Below are 21,702 nucleotides of genomic sequence, written 5' to 3' on the forward strand. Positions count from 1 at the left end.
ATGCCGGAATGGGGGGACCTGTTCGAAGGCGGCAAGCGGCTGCTCGGAGAGACCGTCGACGGCGCCACGAACCTCATCGGGGACGGCCTGGACCACGTGGGCGCCGAGGGGGCCGCGGACAAGGTCGAGGACTGGGGCGACCGGGCCGCGTCCGCACTCGGGGCGGAGGTCGGGGAGGCTCAGCTCGGGCAGTCCGAGGAGCCGAACGAGCTCGTGCACGGCGACGTGGGCGAGATCACCGCGACGGCGAAGAACCTGCGTGACTTCCAGTCGGCGTTCGACAGCGTCGGCCGTGGTCTGAAGGCCGTGGAGGGCTCGGGCCGTTGGAAGGGCGAGGCGCAGAAGACCTTCCAGGAGGAGTTCCGGGCCCTGCCGACAAGCTGGCTGCACGCGTCCGATGCCTTCGGTTCGGCGGCGGCCGCCCTGGAGGCGTACGGGACGACCGTCACCTGGGCGCAGGGCAAGGCGCGCGAGGCGATCGCCCTGTACAAGCGAGGAAACGAATCCTCGACATCGGCGCAGGCGGCGTACGAGAAGAAGGTCGCCGACTACAAGGCATCGCTCGACGGTGATGCTCCACTGCCCTGCCCCGCCCCCGGGACGGACCCGGGAGACGCCCAGCGGGCCCGCGCCCAGGAGATCCTCGCCGACGCGCGACGCCAGCGGAACGAGGCGGCGGATACGGCGAAGAAGGCGATCGCGTCCGCACTGGCGCACGCCCCGGCCGAGCCGTCACTCGGTGACCGGCTCAAGAACGACGCGATGGACTACGCCCTGGCCACGGGCGCGTCACGGCTGCACTTCGCCGGAGGCGCCGTGAAGGGTGTCGTCGGCCTCACCAACTTCATCCGCTCGATGGATCCACGGGACGCGTACAACCGCGCCCATCCGGCCGAGTACTACGAGAACGTCAACATGACCCTGGCCGGGGTCGTCTCGACCGCCGCCCACCCCGACCGGGCGCTACAGGCCGCGTGGGAGGCGGCCAAGAGCGACCCGGAGGAGTTCCTGGGGCGCGCGGTGCTCGAGGCGGCCGGAACCAAGGGTGCGGGCGGTCTGAAGACGATCGCCCGCGCGAAGGACCTCGTCGACAGCCCGAACGGCAAAGGCCGGCAGGGCCATACGACGGACCCGCACGGCACCTGCCGCCCCGACGGGGAGAAGTGCAAAGGCGGCGACCCCGTCGACATGGCGACCGGCCGCATGATCCTGCCGCAGACGGACATCACGCTGCCGGGCTCCCTGCCGCTGGTCCTCGCGCGGACCTTCGAGTCCTCCTACCGGGCGGGCCGCTGGTGAGGCCCGACGTGGGCGAGCACGCTCGACCAGCGACTGGAGATCGACTCCGAGGGGGTCGTCCTTCTCTGCGAGGACACCAGCCTGCTCGCGTATCCCCACCCCGCTCCCGGCGTCCCTGTGCTGCCCACGCACGGCAGCCGGCGCTGGACGCTGGACCGCGACGGGGACACGTACACCGTCACCGATCCGGGAACGGGCCGCGTCCTGCATTTCACCCTGCACACGGACGACCTCGCCCTTCTCTCCCAGATCGACGACCGCAACGGCAACTGGATCACCTTCGAGTACGACGCCGGCGGCGTCCCGGCCTCCGTCGTCCATCACGGCGGCTACCACCTGCGGCTGACGACCGACGGCTCCCGTGTGACCGCTCTGCACCTGGGCGAGCAGGAGATCCTCCGCTACGGCTACACCGACGGTCATCTGACCTCCGTGACCAACTCCTCGGGCCGCCCGCTGCGCTTCGGCTACGACGAGCACGGCCGGATCACCTCGTGGACCGACACCAACGACAGCCGCTACGACTACGTCTACGACGAGGAGCACCGCTGCGTCTCGCAGTCGGGCGCCGACGGTGTCATGGCCTTCCGGTACACGTGGGCCGAGGACCTGACGACGATCACGGACGCCCTCGGCCGCACGACCCGGTACGAGGTGGACGAGCGGCGGCAGATCGTCGCGGAGACCGACCCGACCGGGGCCGTCACGACGTACGAACGGGACGCTCGGGGCCGCCTGTTGTCCCGTACGGATCCCCTGGGCGCGGTCACCCGCTTCTCCTACGACGAGGAGGGCCGGCTCGTCTCCGCGGTCCGGCCGGACGGCCGCACCGCGACGGCCGAGTACGACGCCCTCGGCCTCCCGGTCCGCGTCACGCGCACGGACGGCACGACGGTCCGCCAGACGTACGACGAGCGTGGCAACCTCACGTCGGCGACGGAGGCATCGGGGGCGCGGACGGAGTTCTCCTACGACGCCGCGGGGAGTCTGACCGCGATCACCGACCCGCTCGGCCACACCACCCGGCTGGCCCTGGACGGCCACGGCCTCCCCACCGAGATCACCGATCCGCTCGGCGCGACGACCCGGTACGAGCGGGATGCCTTCGGCCGTACGATCGCGATCACGGACCCGCTCGGTGCCGTGACCCGCTTCGAGTGGACGGTGGAGGGCCGGCTGTCGCGGCGCCTGGCGCCGGACGGCTCGGAGGAGTCGTGGACGTACGACGGCGAGGGCAACTGCCTGACCCACACGGACGCGCTGGGGGCCACCACGCGCTTCGAGTACGGCCACTTCGACGTGGTGAGGTCCCGTACGGAGCCGGACGGGGTCCGCTACGCCTTCACCCACGACGCCACGCTTCAGCTGACCCAGGTCACCAACCCCCAGGGCCTGACGTGGGACTACGACTACGACCCGGCCGGCCGGCTGCTGTCCGAGACGGACTTCGACGACCGGACGTTGACGTACGGCTATGACGGGGCGGGCCGGCTGACCTCCCGTACCAACCCCCTCGGTCAGACGGTCCTGTTCGAGCACAACGAGCTCGGTCAGGTCGTGCGCAAGGACGCGGAGGGGGCGGTCACCACATACGAGTACGACATCTTCGACGAACTGGCGGCGGCGACGGGACCTGACGCGACGCTGATCCGCCTCCGGGACCGCTACGGCCGCCTGAAGTCGGAGACGGTCAACGGCCGGACGCTGACGTACGCGTACGACGGGATCGGCCGCCGGGTGGGGCGGACGACGCCGGCCGGTTCGGTGAGCGAGTGGTCGTACGACGCGGTGGGCCGCAGGAGCCGGCTCACCACCTCCGGCCGCACACTCGACTTCTCCTTCGACGCCTTGGGGCGCGAAGTGACCCGCGACATCGGGGGCTTCACCTCGCTGACGTCGTCCTTCGACGAGCTGGGCCGCCTGACGACTCAAGAGATCACGTCCCAGGGAAACCACCTCCAGCACCGCCGTTACGGCTACCGCCCCGACGGGGGACTGATATCCGTCACGGACGCGCTGTCGGGGACACGCCGCTTCGACCTGGACGGGGCGGGCCGCGTCACGGCGGTCCGGGCGGACCGCTGGACGGAGCGTTACGCCTACGACGAGGCGGGCAACCAGTCGGAGGCATCCTGGCCGTCCACCCACCCGTCCCACGAGTCGACGGGCACGCGGACGTACCAGGGCACCCGCATCACCCGGGCCGGCTCGGTCCGCTACGAACACGACGCCCAGGGCCGGACGGTCCTGCGCCAGAAGACCCGCCTGTCACGGAAGCCGGACACCTGGCGGTACGCGTGGGACGCCGAGGACCGCCTCACCTCCGTCACCACCCCGGACGGCACGGTCTGGCGATACGCGTACGACCCCCTGGGCCGCCGCATATCCAAGCGATCACCGCTGGAAACGGTCCACTTCACGTGGGACGGCACGACCCTCTGCGAACAGACGACGGACGAGCTCACCATGACCTGGGACCACGCGGGCCTGCGCCCCCTGACCCAGACGGAGCGCCGCACGGACTCCACGGACGAGCGCTTCTTCGCCATCGTCACGGACCTGATCGGCACCCCGACGGAACTCGTCGACGAGTCCGGCACCCTGGCCTGGCGCACCCGCGCCACCCTCTGGGGCACCACCACCTGGACGCGAGACGCCACGGCGTACACCCCCCTCCGCTTCCCGGGCCAGTACTTCGACCCCGAATCGGGCCTCCACTACAACCACTTCCGCTACTACGACCCGGAATCGGCGCGCTACCTCTCCCCGGACCCCCTGGGCCTCGCCCCGGCCGACAACCCGGTCACGTACGTCCACAACCCCCACACGTGGAGCGATCCGTTGGGGCTGGCCGCTTGTAACACGTACTTCGAAACTCGGACCGAAGCTTTCAATGCGGCTCGAGAGCGAGCAGGAATCCCCAATAGCCAGCAGCCGACAAAGCAGTGGGAAGTCGGCGACGACGAGAGCAAGCAGCGGCGCTACAGCAACTACGCGTACAGCACGAATGAGGGCTCGCACGGGCGATACTATCAGTACGAAACCCCTCATGGGACAAGAGTTATCGCTGAGCACACCAACGACCCTAAGGCTCCATACCCGCATTTCCATGCGGGCCGCCCCCCAGAGGGCACATTCAATGTCGACATGATGGGGAAAAGATACGTTCAGATCGGCGAAAACCATCATTTCTATTACACGGGAGAGAGCGTGACCAACAGATGAGCGAAGAGCTTCGGAGACGACTTCTCTCGGCGCGAGAGATCAAGGAGAGACGCCGGATCGAGCAGCACCTGGCCACCGCAGGTCTCGCGGCCTACTTTGAAGAATTCGTCCCGCCACGTTGGACCGTCGAAGAACGGTCTCGGTTCTATCGCAGTGACACACGTGCGAGCTTCTCCACGCCGTTGACGACCCCAGAAGAACTGGGCCATTGGATCGAGAGGATTGTGACCGAGCAGGGAATGAGCGCTCCGCTCATGGCAGCGACAAATTTGGAAAACTTCCCCTGGATCAAACTTCGACACCTTGAAATGGGATGGGGTGTAACCCTGATGGAAACATTGGGGAAGAACCTCACCTTGCTATCGCAAGGCAGCGGGCGTTTGCTCGTGTTTTTCGAAGAGGAATACGAGTACGTGGCTTTCGTTGCATCCACTCCGGCTACGTAACCGTCCAACGCTTGTCAGCATGAGGCCAATCGAGCCGGCCACTCGAATCCGATTCGATCAACGAGGTCAATGCACCCAGTTTTTCAGCTCTCGTAGCGTTCGCCGTCCGGCTGCGAGTGGACCTTGACCTCGCAGGTCGTCAGGTCGATCAGCAAGTACACGGCGATACGGTTCTGAAACCCCGACGGTGAGCGACCACGCGCCCCACACCCGGTGACAACCAGGCGTGGGATGCGAGCGGTTGGAGATGTCAGTTGGCTGATGCGTACGTCACGAAGCCCGACCACGCGCCCGGGGTGAGCGCGAGCCGGGGGCCGTCGAGGCACTTGGAGTCGCGGACGTGGATGGCGCCGGGGGTGGTGGCGACCTCGACGCAGGAGTCGCCTTCGCTGCTGCTGCTGTAACTGCTCTTGAACCACGCCAGTTCGGAGGCGTCGCCGGCCGAGGTGTTGCGGATCATGTCTCTCCCAGCAGTTGCTCGATGAGGGCGGTCGACTCACGGGGCGTGAGCGCCTGAGCCCGGATGATGCCGTACCGCAGCTCAAGGATACGGAGCTGCCGCGGCTCGGTCACGGGGCGGCCGCTGACCACGGCCGGCGAGCGTCCGACCGCCGATCCGTCCCCGAACTTCAGCACCTCGATGCCACCTGCCAGCCCGGCGTGCTCCTCGCGGTCCATCGGCATCACCTGAAGCTCGACGTTCCGCATGTGTGCGACTTCCAGCAGGTGTTCAAGCTGGCGGCGCAGCGACGTCCTGCCGCCCAGCGGGCGGCGGAGCGTCCATTCCTCCAGGACGAAGCTGAGTTCGGGGGCGGGATCCCGCTCGAACACCGACTTGCGGGCCATACGACCCGCCGCCATCCGCTCCACCTCGTCCTGCGTGTACGCCGGCCGTCGCATCAGGAGCAGCCCGCGCGCGTACTCCGGTGTCTGCAACAGCCCATGGATGTTGAGGGGGTCGTACAGCTGGAGCTCCACCGCCATGGCTTCCAGCTTCGCCAGGTCCCGGACCTTCTTCGGGTAGCGGACCTTCCGTACGTCCTCCTTCATGGCCGCGATCAGCCCGCCCGCGTCCAGGACCTCGTCCGCCTTGTCCAGGAACTCGGGGCGCGGGATCCGCTTGCCGCCCTCGATCTTGTAGACCATGTCCTCGCCGTAGCCGACCGCCTCGCCGAAGTCGGCGGCCCGCATCCCCACCGCCTCCCTGCGCAGCCTCAACTGCCGCCCCACGGTGGCGACGACGGCCACACCCCAGTCGTCGTCCGGATCCACCTCCCAGCCCGGCTCGTCCGCCTCACTCTTGAGCCGCCGTACTCCGGCCTCGCTGTCCACCGACATGCCCGCACCCCTCTGTCCGCGCCTCCGTGCCGCGACGCCCCAACCCATCGGACGGGTTCCGACAGCCCGGACAACAGTGGACAAGCCCCGGACAGTCACGTTACGCAGCGGCATCGTCACTGTTGAATGCCGCCCAACTTCGCTCGCAGACACGTCACTTCAGTGTTGTGCCCGACACGGGCGATGACCTCCCCCGGCGCGGGCTCGGGCGCGGCCTGCTCCTCGTCGAGGCCCTCGCCGACCGGTGGGGCGTCGGGCTCGGTCCCGTACCCCCAGAAGACCGTATGGGCGAACTCGACCTTCCGCGCCCCTGACCTGCGGAAATCGTTCACGCACCGGAGGCCCGTCGGCTGGGCTCCGGTGGCAGGGGCGATCCCATGAACCAAGACACATGAGGTGAAAGGACCGCACCAAACCCCACCCCTTCCCGCCCACGGCGCACGCTCACTCACACGGGTGAAAAGCACCAACTTGGCTGGCTTCGGGACGGGTTGCATGATCTACGCTCAGCGCGACACACCACATCACTGCTGACATGCGTCGGCCCCCGCCGGGACTGCGAATCCCAGTGCGAGGGCCTGACCACCGAGGAAGAAAGCCCCTTCCCGATGGATACCCAGAACACTAGCGTGCGCCCGCACGCCCAGTCCCGTAACAGCGGGAAAAACCACCCCTCCCGGCGAGTCGGTGGTGTCATCCACGACAACTCCCGGCACACCACCCGCTTCACAGTGATCGGCAACCACCTCGCCCAGCACGCCGAGTTGTCACTGCACGCCATCGGTCTGGCCACCCACATCCAGTCCCTGCCCAGCGGCGCTCCCATCGACATCAGGACCCTCGCCGCACGTTTCCCCGAGGGGAAGACGCGGATCGCCTCCGCCCTGCGGGAGTTGGAGGCCCACGGCTATCTGCGCCGCACCTGCGAACGGACCAGCAGCGGCCGCATCGTCACCCGCACGGTGTCCTGCAACCAGCCGGGCCGCCGGTCCGGCGACACGGACGAGACGAAGCCGAAGCCCAAGCGCCCTGACCGCCAGGAGGCCAAGCCGCAGCGGCGCGCCCTGCCCGCCGTACCGCGGCCCGCCTACCCCACCCCCGACCTCCTCCAGATCGCCCTCGGAGTCCTCTCCGGCCTCCGCCGTGAGGACCCGCGCCTCCTGCTCTCCGCCACCGACGCCGAACACCTCGCCCCCGGAGTCGTCGCCTGGCTCGAACGCGACCTCACGCCGGAGGCCGTCCAGAGCGCCCTGACCTCCGGCCTTCCCGCGGAGCCCCTCCACCGCCCGGCCGCACTCCTGGCCCACCGCCTCGCCGCCAAACTCCCGCCCCTGCCACCGTTCCGCGCCCCGGTCGCCAGACACCCGCTCCAGAACTGCGACCACTGCGACCGCGCCTACCGCGCCCCCGAGCCGGGCGTCTGCGGAGCGTGCGCGCCGCCGGGACACACGCCCTCGAACACCGAGGAACCCCGTGGTCAGCTCGCCCCATGAAGCGATGCACCGCATCTTCCAGCACGATCCCCGGCTCGAACGGGATCGAGGACGAGTACGGCACGGAGACCGTCTGGAATGCGGAGAAGATTCTCAGTGAGAACCTTGCGTTCCGTGGCTCGGAGGAGTTCCGCAAGCTCTACCAGCCGTTCGAGACGCTGATGTTCTTCGGGGACAACGGTGGCGGTGATCAGTTCGCCTTCGTCCGCGCCCCAGAACGCGACGACGTGTTCGTGTGGGATCACGAGACGGACAGCCGGACGTGGCTCACGTCGTCTCTGGAGAACTACCTGCGCAGCTCCCTGGGAAGCGACGGCGAAGACTGGTATCGCTGACCGGCCGGGTCAGTGCACCCAGTTCTTCAGCGGCTCGGTGTCCAGCTCGAAGCCCACCGGCTCGGGAAGCGGGACGGACTTCCCGAACGGCACCGTCGCGACCATCTCGTAGCGCTCGCCGTCCGGCTGGGAGTGGACCTTGACCTCGCAAGTGGTGCGATCGATCAGCAAGTACACGGGGATGCCTGCCTCGGCATAGGCGCGGGGCTTCTCGACGCGGTCCCGGCGGCCGGTGTCGGAGTCACCGGAGGTGACCTCGACGACCATCAGTACAGCGTCGGCGCTCGCCCACTCGCCCTGACCCACGAACGCGTCCACCGGAACGAGACAACCGTCGGGCCGGGCGTTGCCCTTGCGGTACTTCTCGACCCGCAAGCCTTGATCCGGGTAGAGCCACCAGCCCGCGTCAGCCTGAATGCACAGTCGCGTCAGCCAAGCGATGATCCGCCCGTGGTCCCCGTCCGGCAACGCCTTCTCCCCGATCTTCCCGCCGATGAACTCCAGACGCAGCGATTCGTCCACACGCTCGCCAAGACGGGCGAGTTCCTCGAACCCCTCCTGAGACAGGACGCTCACGGCAGACTCCTCCCGGATCGGTGGTGCCTCCCACGGTACGTGCTTGCCCGCGGCATCCGTCGGTTTCGTCGCAGTCGCCATGCGGCGACCGTGGCATATGCCACGCCTGTGGGTCGGTAGACCGCTGCTCCTTCACCCTGGTGAGTGACACAAAAGGGCCCGGGTCCGTCCGAAGACGGTCCCGGGCCCTCTCGCCGAGCTTGCTTACCGCGCCGCGTCCGGGTGGACCGCGTCCGTGATCGGGCGGCCGTCCGTCGGCTTCTCGACGGCCTTCTCGACCGGCTTGCGCAGCTGGATGTTCAGCTCCCGCAGCCGCGCCTCGTCCAGCTCCGTCGGGGCGCCCATCAGCAGGTCCTGCGCGTTGCCGTTGAGCGGGAAGGCGATCGTCTCGCGGATGTTCGGCTCGTCCGCCAGGAGCATCACGATGCGGTCCACGCCCGGGGCGATGCCGCCGTGCGGCGGGGCGCCGTATTCGAAGGCGCGGAGCATGCCCGCGAACTCGTGCTCGACCGTCTCGCGCGAGTAGCCCGCGATCTCGAACGCCTTGAACATGATCTCGGGCTCGTGGTTCCGGATCGCGCCCGAGGACAGCTCGATGCCGTTGCAGACGATGTCGTACTGCCAGCCGAGGATGTCCAGCGGGTCCTGGGTCTCCAGGGCCTCCAGGCCGCCCTGCGGCATCGAGAACGGGTTGTGCGAGAAGTCGATCTTGCCGGTCTCCTCGTCCCTCTCGTACATCGGGAAGTCGACGATCCACGCGAAGCGGAAGACGTTCTCCTCGAACTGGCCGGCGCGCTTGGCGGCCTCGACCCGGACCGGGCCCATGATCTTGGAGACCTCGTCGAAGTCACCGGCGCCGAAGAAGACCGCGTGGCCGGGGGCCAGGCCGAGGCGCTCGGAGAGGACCTTGACGTTCTCCTCGGTGAGGAACTTGGCGATCGGGCCGGTAAGGGCGTTGCCTTCGCCGACGCGGACCCAGGCCAGGCCCTTCGCGCCCAGGGAGACCGCGAAGTCGCCCAGCGAGTCGAAGAACTTGCGCGGCTGGTCACCCGTGTTCGGCACCGCAAGCGCCCGCACGTGCTTGCCCGCGAAGGCCTTGAACTCGGAGTTCTCGAAGACATCGGAGATGTCGACGAGCTCCAGGTCGGTGCGCAGGTCCGGCTTGTCGTTGCCGTACTTGAGCATCGACTCGCGGAACGGGATCCGCGGGAACGGGGACGTGACGTGCCGCCCGCCGCCGAACTCCTCGAAGATCTCCGTCATGAGCTTCTCGATCGGCTGGAAGACGTCCTCCTGCTCGACGAAGCTCATCTCGACGTCGAGCTGGTAGAACTCGCCCGGCGAACGGTCCGCGCGGGCATCCTCGTCACGGAAGCAGGGCGCGATCTGGAAGTAGCGGTCGAAGCCGGAGATCATCAGCAGCTGCTTGAACTGCTGCGGCGCCTGCGGCAGGGCGTAGAACTTGCCCGGGTTCAGCCGGGACGGGACCACGAAGTCACGGGCGCCCTCGGGGGAGGTCGCGGCCAGGATCGGCGTCGCCATCTCGTTGAAGCCGAGAGCCACCATCTTGGAGCGGATGGCGGCGATGACGGCGGAGCGCAGCATGATGTTGCGGTGCATGCGCTCGCGGCGCAGGTCGAGGAAGCGGTACTCCAGGCGCCGCTCCTCGTTCACGCCGTCGTCCGTGTTGACCGTGAACGGAATCTGCTTGGCCGCGCCCAGGACCTCGACCTCGGCGGCCTCGATCTCGATCTCGCCGGTGGGCAGCTCCGGGTTGACGTTCTCCGCGCCACGCGAGACGACCTTGCCGTCGACGCGGACGACGGTCTCCTTCGTCAGCTTGTCGAGCACCTCAGCGGCGGCGGTGCCGGGCCGGGCGACGAGCTGCGTGATGCCGTAGTGGTCGCGCAGATCGATGAAGAGGATGCCGCCCAGGTCGCGCCGATTGTGCAGCCAGCCGCTCAGCCGGACGTCGGTGCCGACGTCAGAGGCGCGGAGCTCGCCGCAGGTGTGGGACCTGTACCGATGCATCGTCGTTCATCCAGTCTTCGGAATCGGTGGGGAGCCCGGACGTATCCAGGCCCGTCAAGGGTACCGGGCGACCCAAGATCCCTTTTCGAATACTCTCAGTGGCGACCTGGAGTCCGATATTCATAAAGTAGGGCAATGCGCATCGAGGACGTCCTGGCCGCGATCGCGACCGGCCTGTGGCGCTGGGACAACGCTTCCGGGATCGTCACGCTCGACGCGGAGGCGGCCCGGCTCCTCGGGCTGCCCGCCGAACCCGCCCAGCTCACGGAAGCGGCCGTACGCTCCCGTTTTCATCCCGTCGACTGGAACGAGATCGACGGGGTCGTGAACCTCGCCGTCGCCGAAGGGACACTCGCCGAGGCCCGGCTGCGGATCATGGACGGACACGGACGGGTGATCCGTACCGTACGGAGCAGGTCGAAGCCGCTCATCGAGGGGAACGACTACCAGCTGGTCGGCACGCTCCAGGAGGTCGCCGAACCCCAGCCCGGCACCGCCGCCCGTACGCCCGTCACCGGTGACTGGCGCCGCTCGCGCGAGGCGTTCCTGCTCGACGCGGGCCGGGCGCTGGCCGAGGCACGGTCGACCGCCGAGGTGCTGCGGGTCGCCGCCTCGCTCTCCATGCCGGGCTTCTCGCCCGACGGCCTCGCCGTCTTCGGCGTCGCCGGCGAGCGGCTGACGATCATCGGCCACCACGGGCACAGCGCGGGCGACGAGGGTCCGTTCACCTCGATGTCGGTGGACACCGACTACCCGGCGGCCGAGGTCGTACGGACCGGGCGGGCGATCTACCTGCCGACGCCCGAGGAGTACCTGCGGCGCTTCCCGGTGACCTGGCCGCTCGCCCAGCGCTTCGGCCGGCAGTCGTGGGCGTACCTCCCGCTCATCGTCGCCGGGCGCACCATGGGCGCCTGGATGGCCGCCTTCAAGCACCCGGTCGCCTTCACCCCCGACGAGCGGTCCGTCCTCACCACCGTCGCCCGGATGCTCGCCCAGGCCCTCGCCCGGGCAGGGGTCGCGGAGTCCGAGCGCGAGCTGTCGCTCGGCCTGCAGCGCACGATGATGCCCGTCCTCGGCCCCGGCATCCCGGGCCTGCATGTCGCCGCGCGGTACGTCCCCACCGGCGGGGGGCTCCAGGTCGGCGGCGACTGGTACGACATGATCCAGCTCCCCGGTGGACGCATCGCCCTCGTCATCGGCGACGTCCAGGGCCACGACGTCCGCGCCGCCGGGCTGATGGGCCAGCTCCGGATCGCGCTGCGGGCCTACGCCTCCGAGGGTCACCGGCCGGACGCCGTGCTCTCCCGCGCCTCGCGCTTCCTGTACGGGATCACCGACGGGGACGGGGACGTGGGCGCGGGCGGGAGCGGGGGCCCGGGCACGGGCACGGGCACGGGCACGGGCACCGAGAACGGTGACGAGGAGGGGGTGAACCGGGGTGGCGGGGACGTCGTGGGCAGCGGGCCGCGCTTCGCGACCTGCCTCTACCTGGAGATCGACCCGGTGACCGGCGTCGTGGACATCGCCCGGGCCGGACATCCCGACCCCGCGGTCCGGATGACTGACGGAACGGTTCTCCTGCGTCCCACCGCCGGCGGGCTGCCCCTTGGCATCGTCCCGGACACCGACTACCCCACCACGCGGTTCACCCTGGAGCCCGGCGAGACCCTGATGATGTGCACCGACGGGCTCCTGGAGACCGGCGGCCACGACCTCGACACCGGCTGGGACCGCATCCGCGCACTGCTCGAAGGGCATGAGGGAGACTCCCTGGAGGAGCTCGCCGACAGCCTCGTCGAGGCCGTCCACGGCCCCGGTTCCCACCACACCACCGGGCCGCTCGCGGACCGGCGCGAGGACGACATCGCGGTCCTGCTCCTCTCCCGCCAGGGCCCGGCCGTCCGCGAGGCGCCGCGCCGCACGATGATGACCGTCGCCCAGGCGGAACCGGAGCGGGTCGCGGCGGCCCGCCAGCACCTGCGCCAGTTGCTGCACGACTGGACCGACGAGGACCAGGTCGACTCGGCGGTCCTGATGGTCTCCGAGATGCTCACCAACGTCCTCATCCACACCGACGGTGACGCGCTCCTGGTCGCCTCGGTGACCTGCGACGACGACGCGCGGCGGCTCCGGGTGGAGGTCTCCGACGGCAGCGACGAGCTGCCGCACAAGCGGCATCCGGGCGAGATGGCGTCGTCGGGGCGCGGCCTGGTGCTGATGGAGATGCTGGCGCACGCGTGGGGCGTGGATCCGCGGGGCGAGGGCAAGTCCATCTGGTTCGAGCTGAACGAACCGGCGTCGGGGAAGGGCTGCTGCACGTAGAGAGAGCTGGTGCGGGGGTAGGGCTGGTGCGGGGTAGAGCTGGTGCGGGGGTAGGGCTCGTGCGGGGGTAGGGCTGCGGCGCGTAAGCCGGTGCGGGGAGGCGGTGCGGGGAGGCCGGCTCTGGCGCGTAAGGCCGCCGCGCACAAGGGCGCTTGGGCCGCGGGCCCGTCTCGCGGGGTGTGCGGCGGCGGAGGAGACTGGTGTCGTACGGCCGCCCGGGGGGACCACGGAGCTTGCCATGGACACCCACAAGGTCGGGAGCGACACCACCGTCCTGGCCGACAGCCTCGAAGTGCCGGGAATCGGCCACCTCCCCATCAACGCGTACGTCGTCACCGCCGAGGAGCCGGTCGTCGTCGACACCGGGCTCTCGATATCCGACCGGAACTTCGTCAACGCGCTCGGCGCGGTCATGGACCCCGCCGACGTCCGCTGGATCTGGCTCACCCACCCCGACCGCGACCACACGGGCGGGATCTTCGACCTGCTGGTGGCCGCGCCCCGGGCGAAGGTCGTGACCACCTTCATCGGCGCCGGGATCATGACCACCGAGCGGCCGCTGCCGATGGACCGCGTCTACTTCCTCAACCCCGGCCAGTCCCTCGACGTCGGCGACCGCATGCTGCGCGCCTTCAAGCCACCGCTCTTCGACAACCCCGCCACGGTCGGCTTCTACGACGAGAAGACCCGGATCTGCTTCAGCTCGGACTGCTTCGGCGGTCCGGTGCCGACCGGGGAGCTCGCCGAGAGCGGGCACGCGAACGACCTCAAGCCCGAGCAACTGCGGGAGGCGCAGCTGCTGTGGGCGACCTTGGACAGCCCGTGGGTGCACGTCGTGGACCCGGCGAAGTACCGGGCGACGATCGAACCGCTGCGGGAGATGAATCCGGAGATCGTGCTGTCCACGCATCTGCCGCCGGCGGTACGGATGACCGACCTGATGATCGACACGATCACGATGGCCCCGGACGCCGACCCGTTCGTGGGCCCGGACCAGGCGGCGCTCGAGCAGATGCTGGCCTCCTTCGAGCCGGGTGGCATTCCGGCGGCGACCTGAGAGCCGGTCCTGGCCGGTCCCGGTCAGTCCTCCGCGGGAGCGGTCGGAGCGGCGGGGGTGGTCGGCGCCGGTGGAGCGCCCGCGCCACCGTCCCCGTACCGGCTGCGCAGCTCGCCGACCACGCCGAAGAAGGCCGCCGTCACGGGGACGGCGAGCAGCATGCCCAGGATTCCCGCGACGGACGCCCCGGCCGTGAGGGCGAGCAGGACGACGGCCGGGTGCATCTGCACGGTCCGGCTCTGGATCACGGGCTGGAGGACGTTGCCCTCGATGACCTGGACGGCCAGGACGACACCCAGGACCCACAGCGCGATGACGAAGCCGCGGTCGGCGAGCGCGACGAGGACGGCGACGGCTCCGGAGAGGAAGGCACCGAGGTACGGGATGTAGGCCGTGACGAAGACGAGCGCGCCGAGCCCGATGGCGCCGGGCACCCGCAGGATCAGCAGCCCGAGGGTGATGAGGACGGCGTCGACCAGGGCGACGACGGTCGTGCCCCGCATGAAGCCCTCGACGGCCTCGAAGGCGCGGCGGCCCATGGCCTCCAGGGTGTCGCCGGTCGAGCGTGGGGCGAGCGAGCGCAGGGCTCCGACGGCCTTGTCGGAGTCGCGGAGGAAGAAGAAGATCAGCAGCAGGGCGAGGAGGGCGGTGGCCGCCACCTCACCGACGACGCTCAGCCCCGAGATCACCCCTGAGGCGGCGGTCCCGCCGAACTTCTCCAGCAGGTCTCTGGCGTTCTTGGCGATGTCGTCGAGCGAGGTGCCGGCCGCGCCCAGGTGCTCGGCGATGTCGCCCGCGGCCTGCCGCAGGGAGGCGATGATCTGGTCGCCGGTCTCGATGAGCGCGACGACCACGATGTAGGTGGCGCCGCCGACGAAGCCGAGGACGGCGAGGACCGTGAGCCCGGCGGCGAGCGACTTCCGCACCTTCATGCGCTGCAGGCGCCGGTGGAGCGGCCCGAGGAGCGCGGTGCCGAGGATGGCGAGCAGGACGGGCGTCACGGCTGTCTTGAACACGACGCACAGCCAGATGCCGACGGCGGCGACCCCCGCGACGAGCAGCAGCACGGCGCACCAGGCGGCGACCCGGCGGACGGGCTCGGGAAGAAGCGGACGCTGCGGGCTCTGGAGGCCCGGGCTCCGGGGGTCCTGCGGGCTCCGGGGTTGCGGCTGTGGGGGCTGCACCCGTCCACCGGACCACGCCGTTCGGCGTGGCGTCCTGCGGTACGGGCCGGACGAGTGACGCCCCGTCAGGCAGACGCGGTACGGGGCCGGGTGTGTGCCCGGCCCCGGCCCCGTACACCCTGTACCGCTACTCGCCCATCCCGTGGACGGCCGGGATCCTGCCCAGCCGGCCCGCCTGGAAGTCCTCGAACGCCTGGCGCAGCTCGGCCTGAGTGTTCATCACGAACGGACCGTAGTGGGCCATCGGCTCACGGATCGGCTGTCCGCCGAGGACGACGACCTCCAGGTCGGGCGTGTGCCCGTCCTGCTTCTCGTCGGCCCGGACGGTCAGCGCTCCGCCCTTGCCGAAGACCGCGGTCTGGCCGCTGTGGACCGGCCGCCGCTCCGCGCCGACGGAGCCGCGCCCGGCCAGGACGTAGACGAGTCCGTTGAAGTCCTCGCGCCAGGGCAGGGACACCTCGGCGCCCGGCCGGACCGTCGCGTGGATCATCGAGATCGGGGTGTGCGTGATGCCCGGACCGGCGTGGCCGTCGAGCTCGCCGGCGATGACGCGGAACAGCGCGCCGCCGTCGGGCGAGGTCAGCAGCTGCACCTGGCCGCCGCGGATGTCCTGGTAGCGCGGGGCCATCATCTTGTCGGACGCCGGCAGGTTCACCCACAGCTGGAGCCCGTGGAACAGCCCGCCGCTGACGACGAGATGCTCCGGCGGGGCCTCGATGTGGAGGAGTCCGGACCCGGCGGTCATCCACTGGGTGTCGCCGTTGGTGATGGTGCCGCCACCGCCGTTGGAGTCCTGATGGTCGAAGATGCCGTCGATGATGTACGTGACGGTCTCGAAGCCGCGGTGGGGGTGCCACGGCGTCCCCTTCGGCTCACCGGGGGCGTACTCCACCTCCCCCATCTGGTCCATCATGATGAACGGGTCGAGATACTGGTAGTTGATCCCGGCGAACGCGCGGCGCACCGGGAAGCCCTCGCCCTCGAAGCCGGAAGGTGCCGTGGTCACGGCGAGCACCGGGCGCGAGACGGCATCGGCGGGCGCGCTGACGCGCGGCAGGGTGAGCGGGTTCTCGACGGTTACGGCGGGCATGTCAGGACCTCCATCCTTGTACCTTCAGATTAGTTGAATCTCGAACTTTCCGCTACCTGGAACGCCCGCCCGCCCCCCTTCATTCCATGGCCGGAATCCGCTCCTCCTTTCGGGCGCAATGCCCGCCACAGCCCCCCGCACTCATGCAGGCTGTCCCCGCCGATCGACGACCACGACTCGGCACCCCCACGGCGAAGGAGCCCCCGTGTCGTACAACCCGGACGACCTGAAGTACACGAAGGAACACGAGTGGGTGCGGGTGAGCGGGGACACGGCCCGCGTCGGCCTCACCGACTTCGCCCAGAGGCAGCTCGGCCACATCGTGTTCGTGGAGCTGCCCACGAAGGGCGACACCTTCGGGCAGAACGAGCCCTTCGGCTCCGTGGAGTCGGTCAAGGCGGTCACGGAGTCCTACATGCCGGTCTCCGGCCAGGTGACCACCCTGAACGACCGGCTGGACAGGGAGCCGGAGCTGATCAACGACGATCCCTACGGCGACGGCTGGCTGATCGAGCTCAGGATCTCCGCCAAGGGTGAGCTCGGCGAGCTGCTCAGCGCCCAGGAGTACACGGACTTCGTCAAGGCGGAGGAGGACTAGCCGCCCGGGACCGGACCCGGAACGGCCGGAGCCCGGCCGCGCACCGTCAGGCGCGCGACCGGGCTCCGGCGCGATCGGAACCGACCGCTCAGCCGTTCTCTCAGCCGTACATCCGCCGCATCGCGAAGTCGACCATCTGCTCCACGGCCTTCGCGTCGAAGACCATCCGGTGGTCGCCCTCCATGTCCAGGACGAAGCCGTAGCCGGTCGGCAGCAGGTCGATCACCTCGGCTCCGGTGATCACGAAGTACTTCGACTCCTTGCCCGCGTACCGCCGCAGCTCCTTCAGGGAGGTGAACATCGGGATGACCGGCTGCTGGGTGTTGTGCAGCGCGAGGAAGCCGGGGTTGTCACCCCGCGGGCAGTAGACCTTCGAGGTCGCGAAGATCTGCTGGAAGTCCTCGGCCGCCAGAGAACCGGTCGTGAACGCCCGCACGGCGTCGGCGAGCGACGGCGGCGACGGCTCCGGGTACAGGGGAGGCTGCTGCCCGTACCCACCCTGCATCCCGCCCTGCACACCGCCCGGCATGGGTTGCTGCGGCGGCGGGGCGTACTGCTGCTGGGCGCCCTGATTCTGGTCGTAGCCGTACATGGCCCCCAGCCTATCGAGCGGACCGCCCCGGCAGGACCCCTACGGGGCGGTGACCTCGCGGGTCAGCCGCGACTCCCAGGGGCACCAGTGACTACCGGGCAGGAAGGCGCCGCCGGCCTCGTCGAGGTGATCCTCGACGTAAGGGATCGAGGCGTCGCAGACCTCGATGGCGGACGCGAAGAAGTCCACTGTCGACGGGTCCAGGTGGTAGCTCCACCTGGTGTTGTAGGGCTGCGTCCGCTTGATGATCCGGCCGTGGACGTGGACCTCCTCCCGCTCCGTGCCGCTCAGGATCGCGCGGGCCTGGGCGATCTTCGCCCCGTCGTCGAGCCGGAAGACGAACCTCTCTTGGCTGTAGTCGGTGAACTCGAAGTACGCCGGGTCGGCGGCGCCGGCCGGGGCGCCCGAGGCGGCGGCGGTCAGGGCGAGCAAGGTGCCGGCGAAGAGGGCGCCGAGGCGTGCGGTCAGACGTGACACGTGAGTGTTCCTCCGGGAGAAAGGGGGGGCCGCCCGCCAAGATCACAACGGGCACTTCCGTCACGCACCGTAATCGATCGGTTACGCGCCACGCCCCGCCCGCCAAGGATCTTCACCCTCCCGTCGGCGAGCCCCGCCTCCGCCTTGACGCCAGCGATTGACGTCACAGATGTCCGCTAGGGGTTGCTTCTTATTACCGGTGGGTAGCATCATCGGAGAGAGCGTTTTGCTACTCGCTGGTACGTGTACGAGGAACCTGCCTCCCCGAGCCTTACGGAGCCGTCGCCATGGGGCACTACAAGTCGAATCTCCGCGACATCGAGTTCAACCTCTTCGAGGTGCTCGGGCGCGACAAGGTGTACGGCACCGGTCCGTTCGAGGAGATGGACGTCGAGACCGCCAAGAGCGTCCTGGAGGAGCTGACCCGCCTCTCCGAGAACGAGCTGGCCGAGTCCTTCGCCGACGCCGACCGCAACCCGCCGGTCTTCGACCCGGAGACGAACACCGCCCCGGTCCCGGCGAGCTTCAAGAAGTCGTACAAGGCGTTCATGGACTCCGAGTACTGGCGCCTGGGCCTGCCCGAGGAGATCGGCGGCACCACCTCCCCCCGCTCCCTCATCTGGGCCTACGCGGAGCTGATCCTCGGCGCGAACCCGGCCGTCTGGATGTACTCCTCCGGCCCCGCCTTCGCCGGCATCCTCTTCACCGAGGGCAACGAGGCGCAGAAGAAGGTCGCCCAGATCGCCGTCGAGCGCCAGTGGGGCTCCACCATGGTCCTCACCGAGCCCGACGCGGGCTCGGACGTGGGCGCCGGCCGCACCAAGGCGATCCAGCAGGAGGACGGCTCCTGGCACATCGAGGGCGTGAAGCGCTTCATCACCTCCGGTGAGCACGACATGGAGGAGAACATCCTCCACTACGTCCTCGCCCGCCCCGAGGGCGCGGGCCCCGGTACCAAGGGCCTGTCCCTCTTCCTCGTGCCGAAGTACCACTTCGACTGGGAGACCGGCGAGCTGGGCGAGCGCAACGGCGTCTACGCCACCAACGTCGAGCACAAGATGGGCCTCAAGGCCTCCAACACCTGCGAGATGACCTTCGGCGACCAGCACCCCGCCAAGGGCTGGCTGATCGGCGACAAGCACGACGGCATCCGCCAGATGTTCCTCATCATCGAGTTCGCCCGCATGATGGTCGGCACGAAGGCGATCTCCACCCTCTCCACGGGCTACCTCAACGCCCTGGAGTACGCCAAGGAGCGCGTCCAGGGCACCGACCTGGCGCAGTTCATGGACAAGACCGCCCCCAAGGTCACCATCACGCACCACCCCGACGTCCGCCGCTCGCTGATGACGCAGAAGGCGTACGCCGAGGGCATGCGCTCCCTCGTCCTCTACACCGCCGCCGTGCAGGACGCGATCCAGCTCAAGGAAGCGGCCGGCGAGGACGCAAAGGCCGAGATCGGCCTGAACGACCTGCTGCTCCCGATCGTGAAGGGCTACGGCTCCGAGAAGGGCTACGAGCAGCTCGCGCAGTCGCTCCAGACCTTCGGCGGCTCCGGCTTCCTGCAGGAGTACCCGATCGAGCAGTACATCCGGGACGCCAAGATCGACACCCTCTACGAGGGCACCACGGCCATCCAGGGCCAGGACTTCTTCTTCCGCAAGATCGTCCGCGACCAGGGCGCGTCCCTGAACGCGCTGGCCGAGGAGATCAAGAAGTTCCTCGCGGTCGGCACCGGCGGCGAGGAGCTGGCCGGCGCCCGTGACGCGCTCGCCAAGGCGGCCGTGGACCTGGAGGGCATCGTCGGCACGATGCTCACCGACCTCACCGCCACCGGCGAGGACGTCAAGAACATCTACAAGGTCGGCCTCAACACCACCCGCCTGCTGATGGCCTCCGGTGACGTGGTCGTCGGCTACCTGCTCCTCAAGGGCGCGGCCGTCGCCGCCGAGAAGCTGGCCGCCGGCGCCTCCGCCAAGGACCAGGCCTTCTACCAGGGCAAGATCGCGGCCGCGAAGTTCTTCGCCGCCAACATCCTGCCGGGCGTCGGCACCGAGCGCGCGCTCGCCGAGGCCGTCGACGGCTCGCTGATGGACCTGGACGAGGCCGCGTTCTAGGACGCGCCCCGTCCACTGATGGACCTGGACGAGGCCGCGTTCTCGTACGCGCCCCGTCCACTGAGGAACGGCTCGCTCCCGGGGAGGGGAGCGGGCCGTTCCGCCTTTGCGTCGCCTGTCGGGGAGCCCATGGTTCCGCCTTTCGGGGTCGCGGCGCCGCATTCCGGGGCGTGCGTAAGGTGAACCCATGACGAGCACCGCCCGCTTCGACCGCGGCCACACCGATGACCTCATGACCTTCCTGGCGGCCTCCCCGTCGCCGTACCACGCCGTGGCGAACACCGCCGAGCGGCTGGAGAAGGTCGGCTTCCGTCAGGTCGAGGAGACCGCGGCCTGGGACGGAACGTCTGGCGGGAAGTACGTGATCCGCGGCGGCGCGATCATCGCCTGGTACGTGCCCGAGGGCGCCGCCCCCCACACCCCGTACCGGATCGTCGGCGCCCACACCGACTCCCCCAACCTACGGGTCAAGCCCCAGCCCGACATGGGCGCCCAGGGCTGGCGGCAGGTGGCCGTCGAGACGTACGGCGGGACGCTGCTCAACACCTGGCTCGACCGCGACCTCGGCCTCGCCGGCCGCCTCACCCTCCGGGACGGCAGCCACCACCTGGTGAACGTGGACCGCGCCGTGCTGCGCGTCCCGCAGCTCGCCATCCACCTCGACCGGCAGGTCAACGACGGCCTCAAGCTCGACCGGCAGCGCCACATGCAGCCCATCTGGGGCCTCGGCGAGGTCCACGAGGGCGACCTGATCTCCTTCGTGGCGGAGGAGGCCGGCGTCGACGCCGAGGACGTGGCCGGCTGGGACCTCATGGTCCACTCCATCGAGGCGCCCTCCTACCTCGGCCGCGACCGCGAGCTCGTCGCCGGCCCCCGCATGGACAACCTGATCTCGGTGCACGCGGGCGTGGCCGCCCTGGCCGCCGTGTCGGCGCGGCCGGACCTCGCGTACATCCCGGTCCTCGCCGCCTTCGACCACGAGGAGAACGGCTCCGAGTCCGACACCGGCGCCCAGGGCCCGCTGCTCGGCCAGGTCCTGGAGCGCTCGGTCTTCGCCCGGGGCGGCGCGTACGAGGACAAGGCCCGCGCCTTCGCCGGCACGGTCTGCCTCTCCTCCGACACCGGCCACGCCGTCCACCCCAACTACGCGGAGCGCCACGACCCGACGCACCACCCGCGCGCCAACGGCGGCCCGATCCTCAAGGTGAACGTCAACCAGCGCTACGCCACCGACGGCAGCGGCCGGGCCCTGTTCGCCGCGGCCTGCGACAAGGCCGGCGTGCCGTGGCAGACGTTCGTGTCGAACAACGAGATGCCGTGCGGCACGACGATCGGCCCCCTCACCGCCGCCCGCCACGGCATCACGACCATCGACATCGGCGTCGCGATCCTCTCCATGCACAGCGCCCGCGAACTGTGCGGCGCGGAGGACCCGTACCTGCTCGCGAACGCGATCGTGGCGTTCCTGGAGGGCTGAGTCCGGGGCCCGGACCGGGGCTCCGGATTCGGAGCGAAACATCGG

General features: G+C 69.6%; 17 protein-coding genes and 1 pseudogene. 9 read left to right on the top strand and 9 right to left on the bottom strand.

The window, feature by feature from the left end; all coding sequences use genetic code 11:
* A pseudogene (locus ACFYV5_RS14750) lies at positions 1-4,524 on the top strand (putative T7SS-secreted protein).
* Positions 4,521-4,970, top strand: coding sequence for a hypothetical protein (locus ACFYV5_RS14755; RefSeq protein WP_389168436.1), 450 nt, complete (start codon positions 4,521-4,523; stop codon positions 4,968-4,970). The pseudogene ACFYV5_RS14750 and the gene ACFYV5_RS14755 overlap by 4 nt, the downstream one beginning before the upstream one ends.
* A 250-nt stretch (positions 4,971-5,220) precedes the next feature.
* Here the strand turns inward: ACFYV5_RS14755 and ACFYV5_RS14760 are convergent, their stop codons facing one another.
* The 3 genes from ACFYV5_RS14760 to ACFYV5_RS14770 form a co-directional block, all read right to left on the bottom strand.
* Complete coding sequence (locus ACFYV5_RS14760; protein ID WP_389168438.1) at positions 5,221-5,430, bottom strand: DUF397 domain-containing protein; 210 nt, start codon at positions 5,428-5,430, stop codon at positions 5,221-5,223.
* The gene (locus tag ACFYV5_RS14765) at positions 5,427-6,308 is read right to left on the bottom strand and encodes a helix-turn-helix domain-containing protein (RefSeq protein WP_389168440.1); all 882 of its coding nucleotides are present in this window, start codon (positions 6,306-6,308) and stop codon (positions 5,427-5,429) included. Before ACFYV5_RS14765 ends, ACFYV5_RS14760 begins: the two co-directional genes overlap by 4 nt.
* A 116-nt stretch (positions 6,309-6,424) precedes the next feature.
* Positions 6,425-6,640, bottom strand: coding sequence for a hypothetical protein (locus tag ACFYV5_RS14770; protein ID WP_389168441.1), 216 nt, complete (start codon positions 6,638-6,640; stop codon positions 6,425-6,427).
* A 276-nt stretch (positions 6,641-6,916) separates the two neighbouring features.
* On the opposite strand from ACFYV5_RS14770, the gene ACFYV5_RS14775 reads away from it, so the two are divergent.
* Both ACFYV5_RS14775 and ACFYV5_RS14780 read left to right on the top strand, forming a co-directional pair.
* Complete coding sequence (locus tag ACFYV5_RS14775; RefSeq protein WP_389168443.1) at positions 6,917-7,801, top strand: helix-turn-helix domain-containing protein; 885 nt, start codon at positions 6,917-6,919, stop codon at positions 7,799-7,801.
* Positions 7,798-8,136, top strand: coding sequence for an SMI1/KNR4 family protein (locus ACFYV5_RS14780; RefSeq protein WP_389168445.1), 339 nt, complete (start codon positions 7,798-7,800; stop codon positions 8,134-8,136). The genes ACFYV5_RS14775 and ACFYV5_RS14780 overlap by 4 nt, the downstream gene beginning before the upstream one ends.
* A 9-nt stretch (positions 8,137-8,145) precedes the next feature.
* Here the strand turns inward: ACFYV5_RS14780 and ACFYV5_RS14785 are convergent, their stop codons facing one another.
* Both ACFYV5_RS14785 and aspS read right to left on the bottom strand, forming a co-directional pair.
* The gene (locus ACFYV5_RS14785) at positions 8,146-8,712 is read right to left on the bottom strand and encodes a Uma2 family endonuclease (RefSeq protein ID WP_389168448.1); all 567 of its coding nucleotides are present in this window, start codon (positions 8,710-8,712) and stop codon (positions 8,146-8,148) included.
* A 204-nt stretch (positions 8,713-8,916) separates the two neighbouring features.
* Entirely contained in the window at positions 8,917-10,743 is a 1,827-nt protein-coding gene (gene aspS, locus ACFYV5_RS14790; protein WP_389168450.1) for an aspartate--tRNA ligase, read from the bottom strand.
* Positions 10,744-10,878: 135 nt separating this feature from the next.
* Between aspS and ACFYV5_RS14795 the strand changes: the two genes are divergently transcribed.
* Both ACFYV5_RS14795 and ACFYV5_RS14800 read left to right on the top strand, forming a co-directional pair.
* A complete protein-coding gene (locus ACFYV5_RS14795) occupies positions 10,879-13,065 on the top strand; it encodes a SpoIIE family protein phosphatase (RefSeq protein ID WP_389168452.1) in 2,187 nt (728 codons plus the stop codon).
* A gap of 238 nt (positions 13,066-13,303) precedes the next feature.
* On the top strand, positions 13,304-14,122 hold the full coding sequence (locus ACFYV5_RS14800; RefSeq protein WP_355110625.1) for an MBL fold metallo-hydrolase: 819 nt from the start codon (positions 13,304-13,306) through the stop codon (positions 14,120-14,122).
* A 23-nt stretch (positions 14,123-14,145) separates the two neighbouring features.
* Here ACFYV5_RS14800 and ACFYV5_RS14805 read toward each other — a convergent pair whose 3' ends face one another.
* Both ACFYV5_RS14805 and ACFYV5_RS14810 read right to left on the bottom strand, forming a co-directional pair.
* Positions 14,146-15,189 (bottom strand): AI-2E family transporter, encoded by a 1,044-nt coding sequence (locus ACFYV5_RS14805; RefSeq protein WP_389168936.1) that lies wholly within the window; start codon positions 15,187-15,189, stop codon positions 14,146-14,148.
* A 244-nt stretch (positions 15,190-15,433) separates the two neighbouring features.
* The gene (locus tag ACFYV5_RS14810; protein ID WP_389168455.1) at positions 15,434-16,396 is read right to left on the bottom strand and encodes a pirin family protein; all 963 of its coding nucleotides are present in this window, start codon (positions 16,394-16,396) and stop codon (positions 15,434-15,436) included.
* Between the two features lie 205 nt (positions 16,397-16,601).
* Here ACFYV5_RS14810 and gcvH point away from each other — a divergent pair, with 205 nt between their 5' ends.
* Complete coding sequence (gene gcvH, locus ACFYV5_RS14815) at positions 16,602-16,994, top strand: glycine cleavage system protein GcvH (protein ID WP_389168457.1); 393 nt, start codon at positions 16,602-16,604, stop codon at positions 16,992-16,994.
* Between the two features lie 100 nt (positions 16,995-17,094).
* On the opposite strand, the gene ACFYV5_RS14820 is transcribed toward gcvH, so the two are convergent.
* Positions 17,095-17,586 carry an SseB family protein gene (locus tag ACFYV5_RS14820; protein ID WP_355110628.1) on the bottom strand — a complete coding sequence of 164 codons (492 nt, stop codon included), beginning with the start codon at positions 17,584-17,586 and terminating at the stop codon, positions 17,095-17,097.
* A gap of 39 nt (positions 17,587-17,625) precedes the next feature.
* Positions 17,626-18,063 carry a calmodulin-binding protein gene (locus ACFYV5_RS14825; protein ID WP_389168460.1) on the bottom strand — a complete coding sequence of 146 codons (438 nt, stop codon included), beginning with the start codon at positions 18,061-18,063 and terminating at the stop codon, positions 17,626-17,628.
* A gap of 287 nt (positions 18,064-18,350) precedes the next feature.
* Here ACFYV5_RS14825 and ACFYV5_RS14830 point away from each other — a divergent pair, with 287 nt between their 5' ends.
* On the top strand, positions 18,351-20,180 hold the full coding sequence (locus tag ACFYV5_RS14830) for an acyl-CoA dehydrogenase (protein WP_389168462.1): 1,830 nt from the start codon (positions 18,351-18,353) through the stop codon (positions 20,178-20,180).
* A gap of 187 nt (positions 20,181-20,367) precedes the next feature.
* Positions 20,368-21,657, top strand: a complete 1,290-nt coding sequence (locus tag ACFYV5_RS14835) for a M18 family aminopeptidase (protein WP_355110631.1) — start codon at positions 20,368-20,370, stop codon at positions 21,655-21,657.
* Positions 21,658-21,702: the final 45 nt, after the last annotated feature.

Source organism: Streptomyces sp. NPDC003035 (assembly GCF_042888285.1).
Lineage (GTDB): Bacteria > Actinomycetota > Actinomycetes > Streptomycetales > Streptomycetaceae > Streptomyces.

Bases quoted from the DNA above. Each gene is read 5' to 3' on its own strand.
- ACFYV5_RS14755 (WP_389168436.1), top strand. From the start codon at position 4,521: ATGAGCGAAGAGCTTCGGAGACGACTTCTCTCGGCGCGAGAGATCAAG.
- ACFYV5_RS14760 (WP_389168438.1), bottom strand. From the start codon at position 5,430: ATGATCCGCAACACCTCGGCCGGCGACGCCTCCGAACTGGCGTGGTTC.
- ACFYV5_RS14765 (WP_389168440.1), bottom strand. From the start codon at position 6,308: ATGTCGGTGGACAGCGAGGCCGGAGTACGGCGGCTCAAGAGTGAGGCG.
- ACFYV5_RS14775 (WP_389168443.1), top strand. From the start codon at position 6,917: ATGGATACCCAGAACACTAGCGTGCGCCCGCACGCCCAGTCCCGTAAC.
- ACFYV5_RS14780 (WP_389168445.1), top strand. From the start codon at position 7,798: ATGAAGCGATGCACCGCATCTTCCAGCACGATCCCCGGCTCGAACGGG.
- aspS (WP_389168450.1), bottom strand. From the start codon at position 10,743: ATGCATCGGTACAGGTCCCACACCTGCGGCGAGCTCCGCGCCTCTGAC.
- ACFYV5_RS14795 (WP_389168452.1), top strand. From the start codon at position 10,879: ATGCGCATCGAGGACGTCCTGGCCGCGATCGCGACCGGCCTGTGGCGC.
- ACFYV5_RS14800 (WP_355110625.1), top strand. From the start codon at position 13,304: ATGGACACCCACAAGGTCGGGAGCGACACCACCGTCCTGGCCGACAGC.
- ACFYV5_RS14810 (WP_389168455.1), bottom strand. From the start codon at position 16,396: ATGCCCGCCGTAACCGTCGAGAACCCGCTCACCCTGCCGCGCGTCAGC.
- ACFYV5_RS14820 (WP_355110628.1), bottom strand. From the start codon at position 17,586: ATGTACGGCTACGACCAGAATCAGGGCGCCCAGCAGCAGTACGCCCCG.
- ACFYV5_RS14830 (WP_389168462.1), top strand. From the start codon at position 18,351: ATGGGGCACTACAAGTCGAATCTCCGCGACATCGAGTTCAACCTCTTC.
- ACFYV5_RS14835 (WP_355110631.1), top strand. From the start codon at position 20,368: ATGACGAGCACCGCCCGCTTCGACCGCGGCCACACCGATGACCTCATG.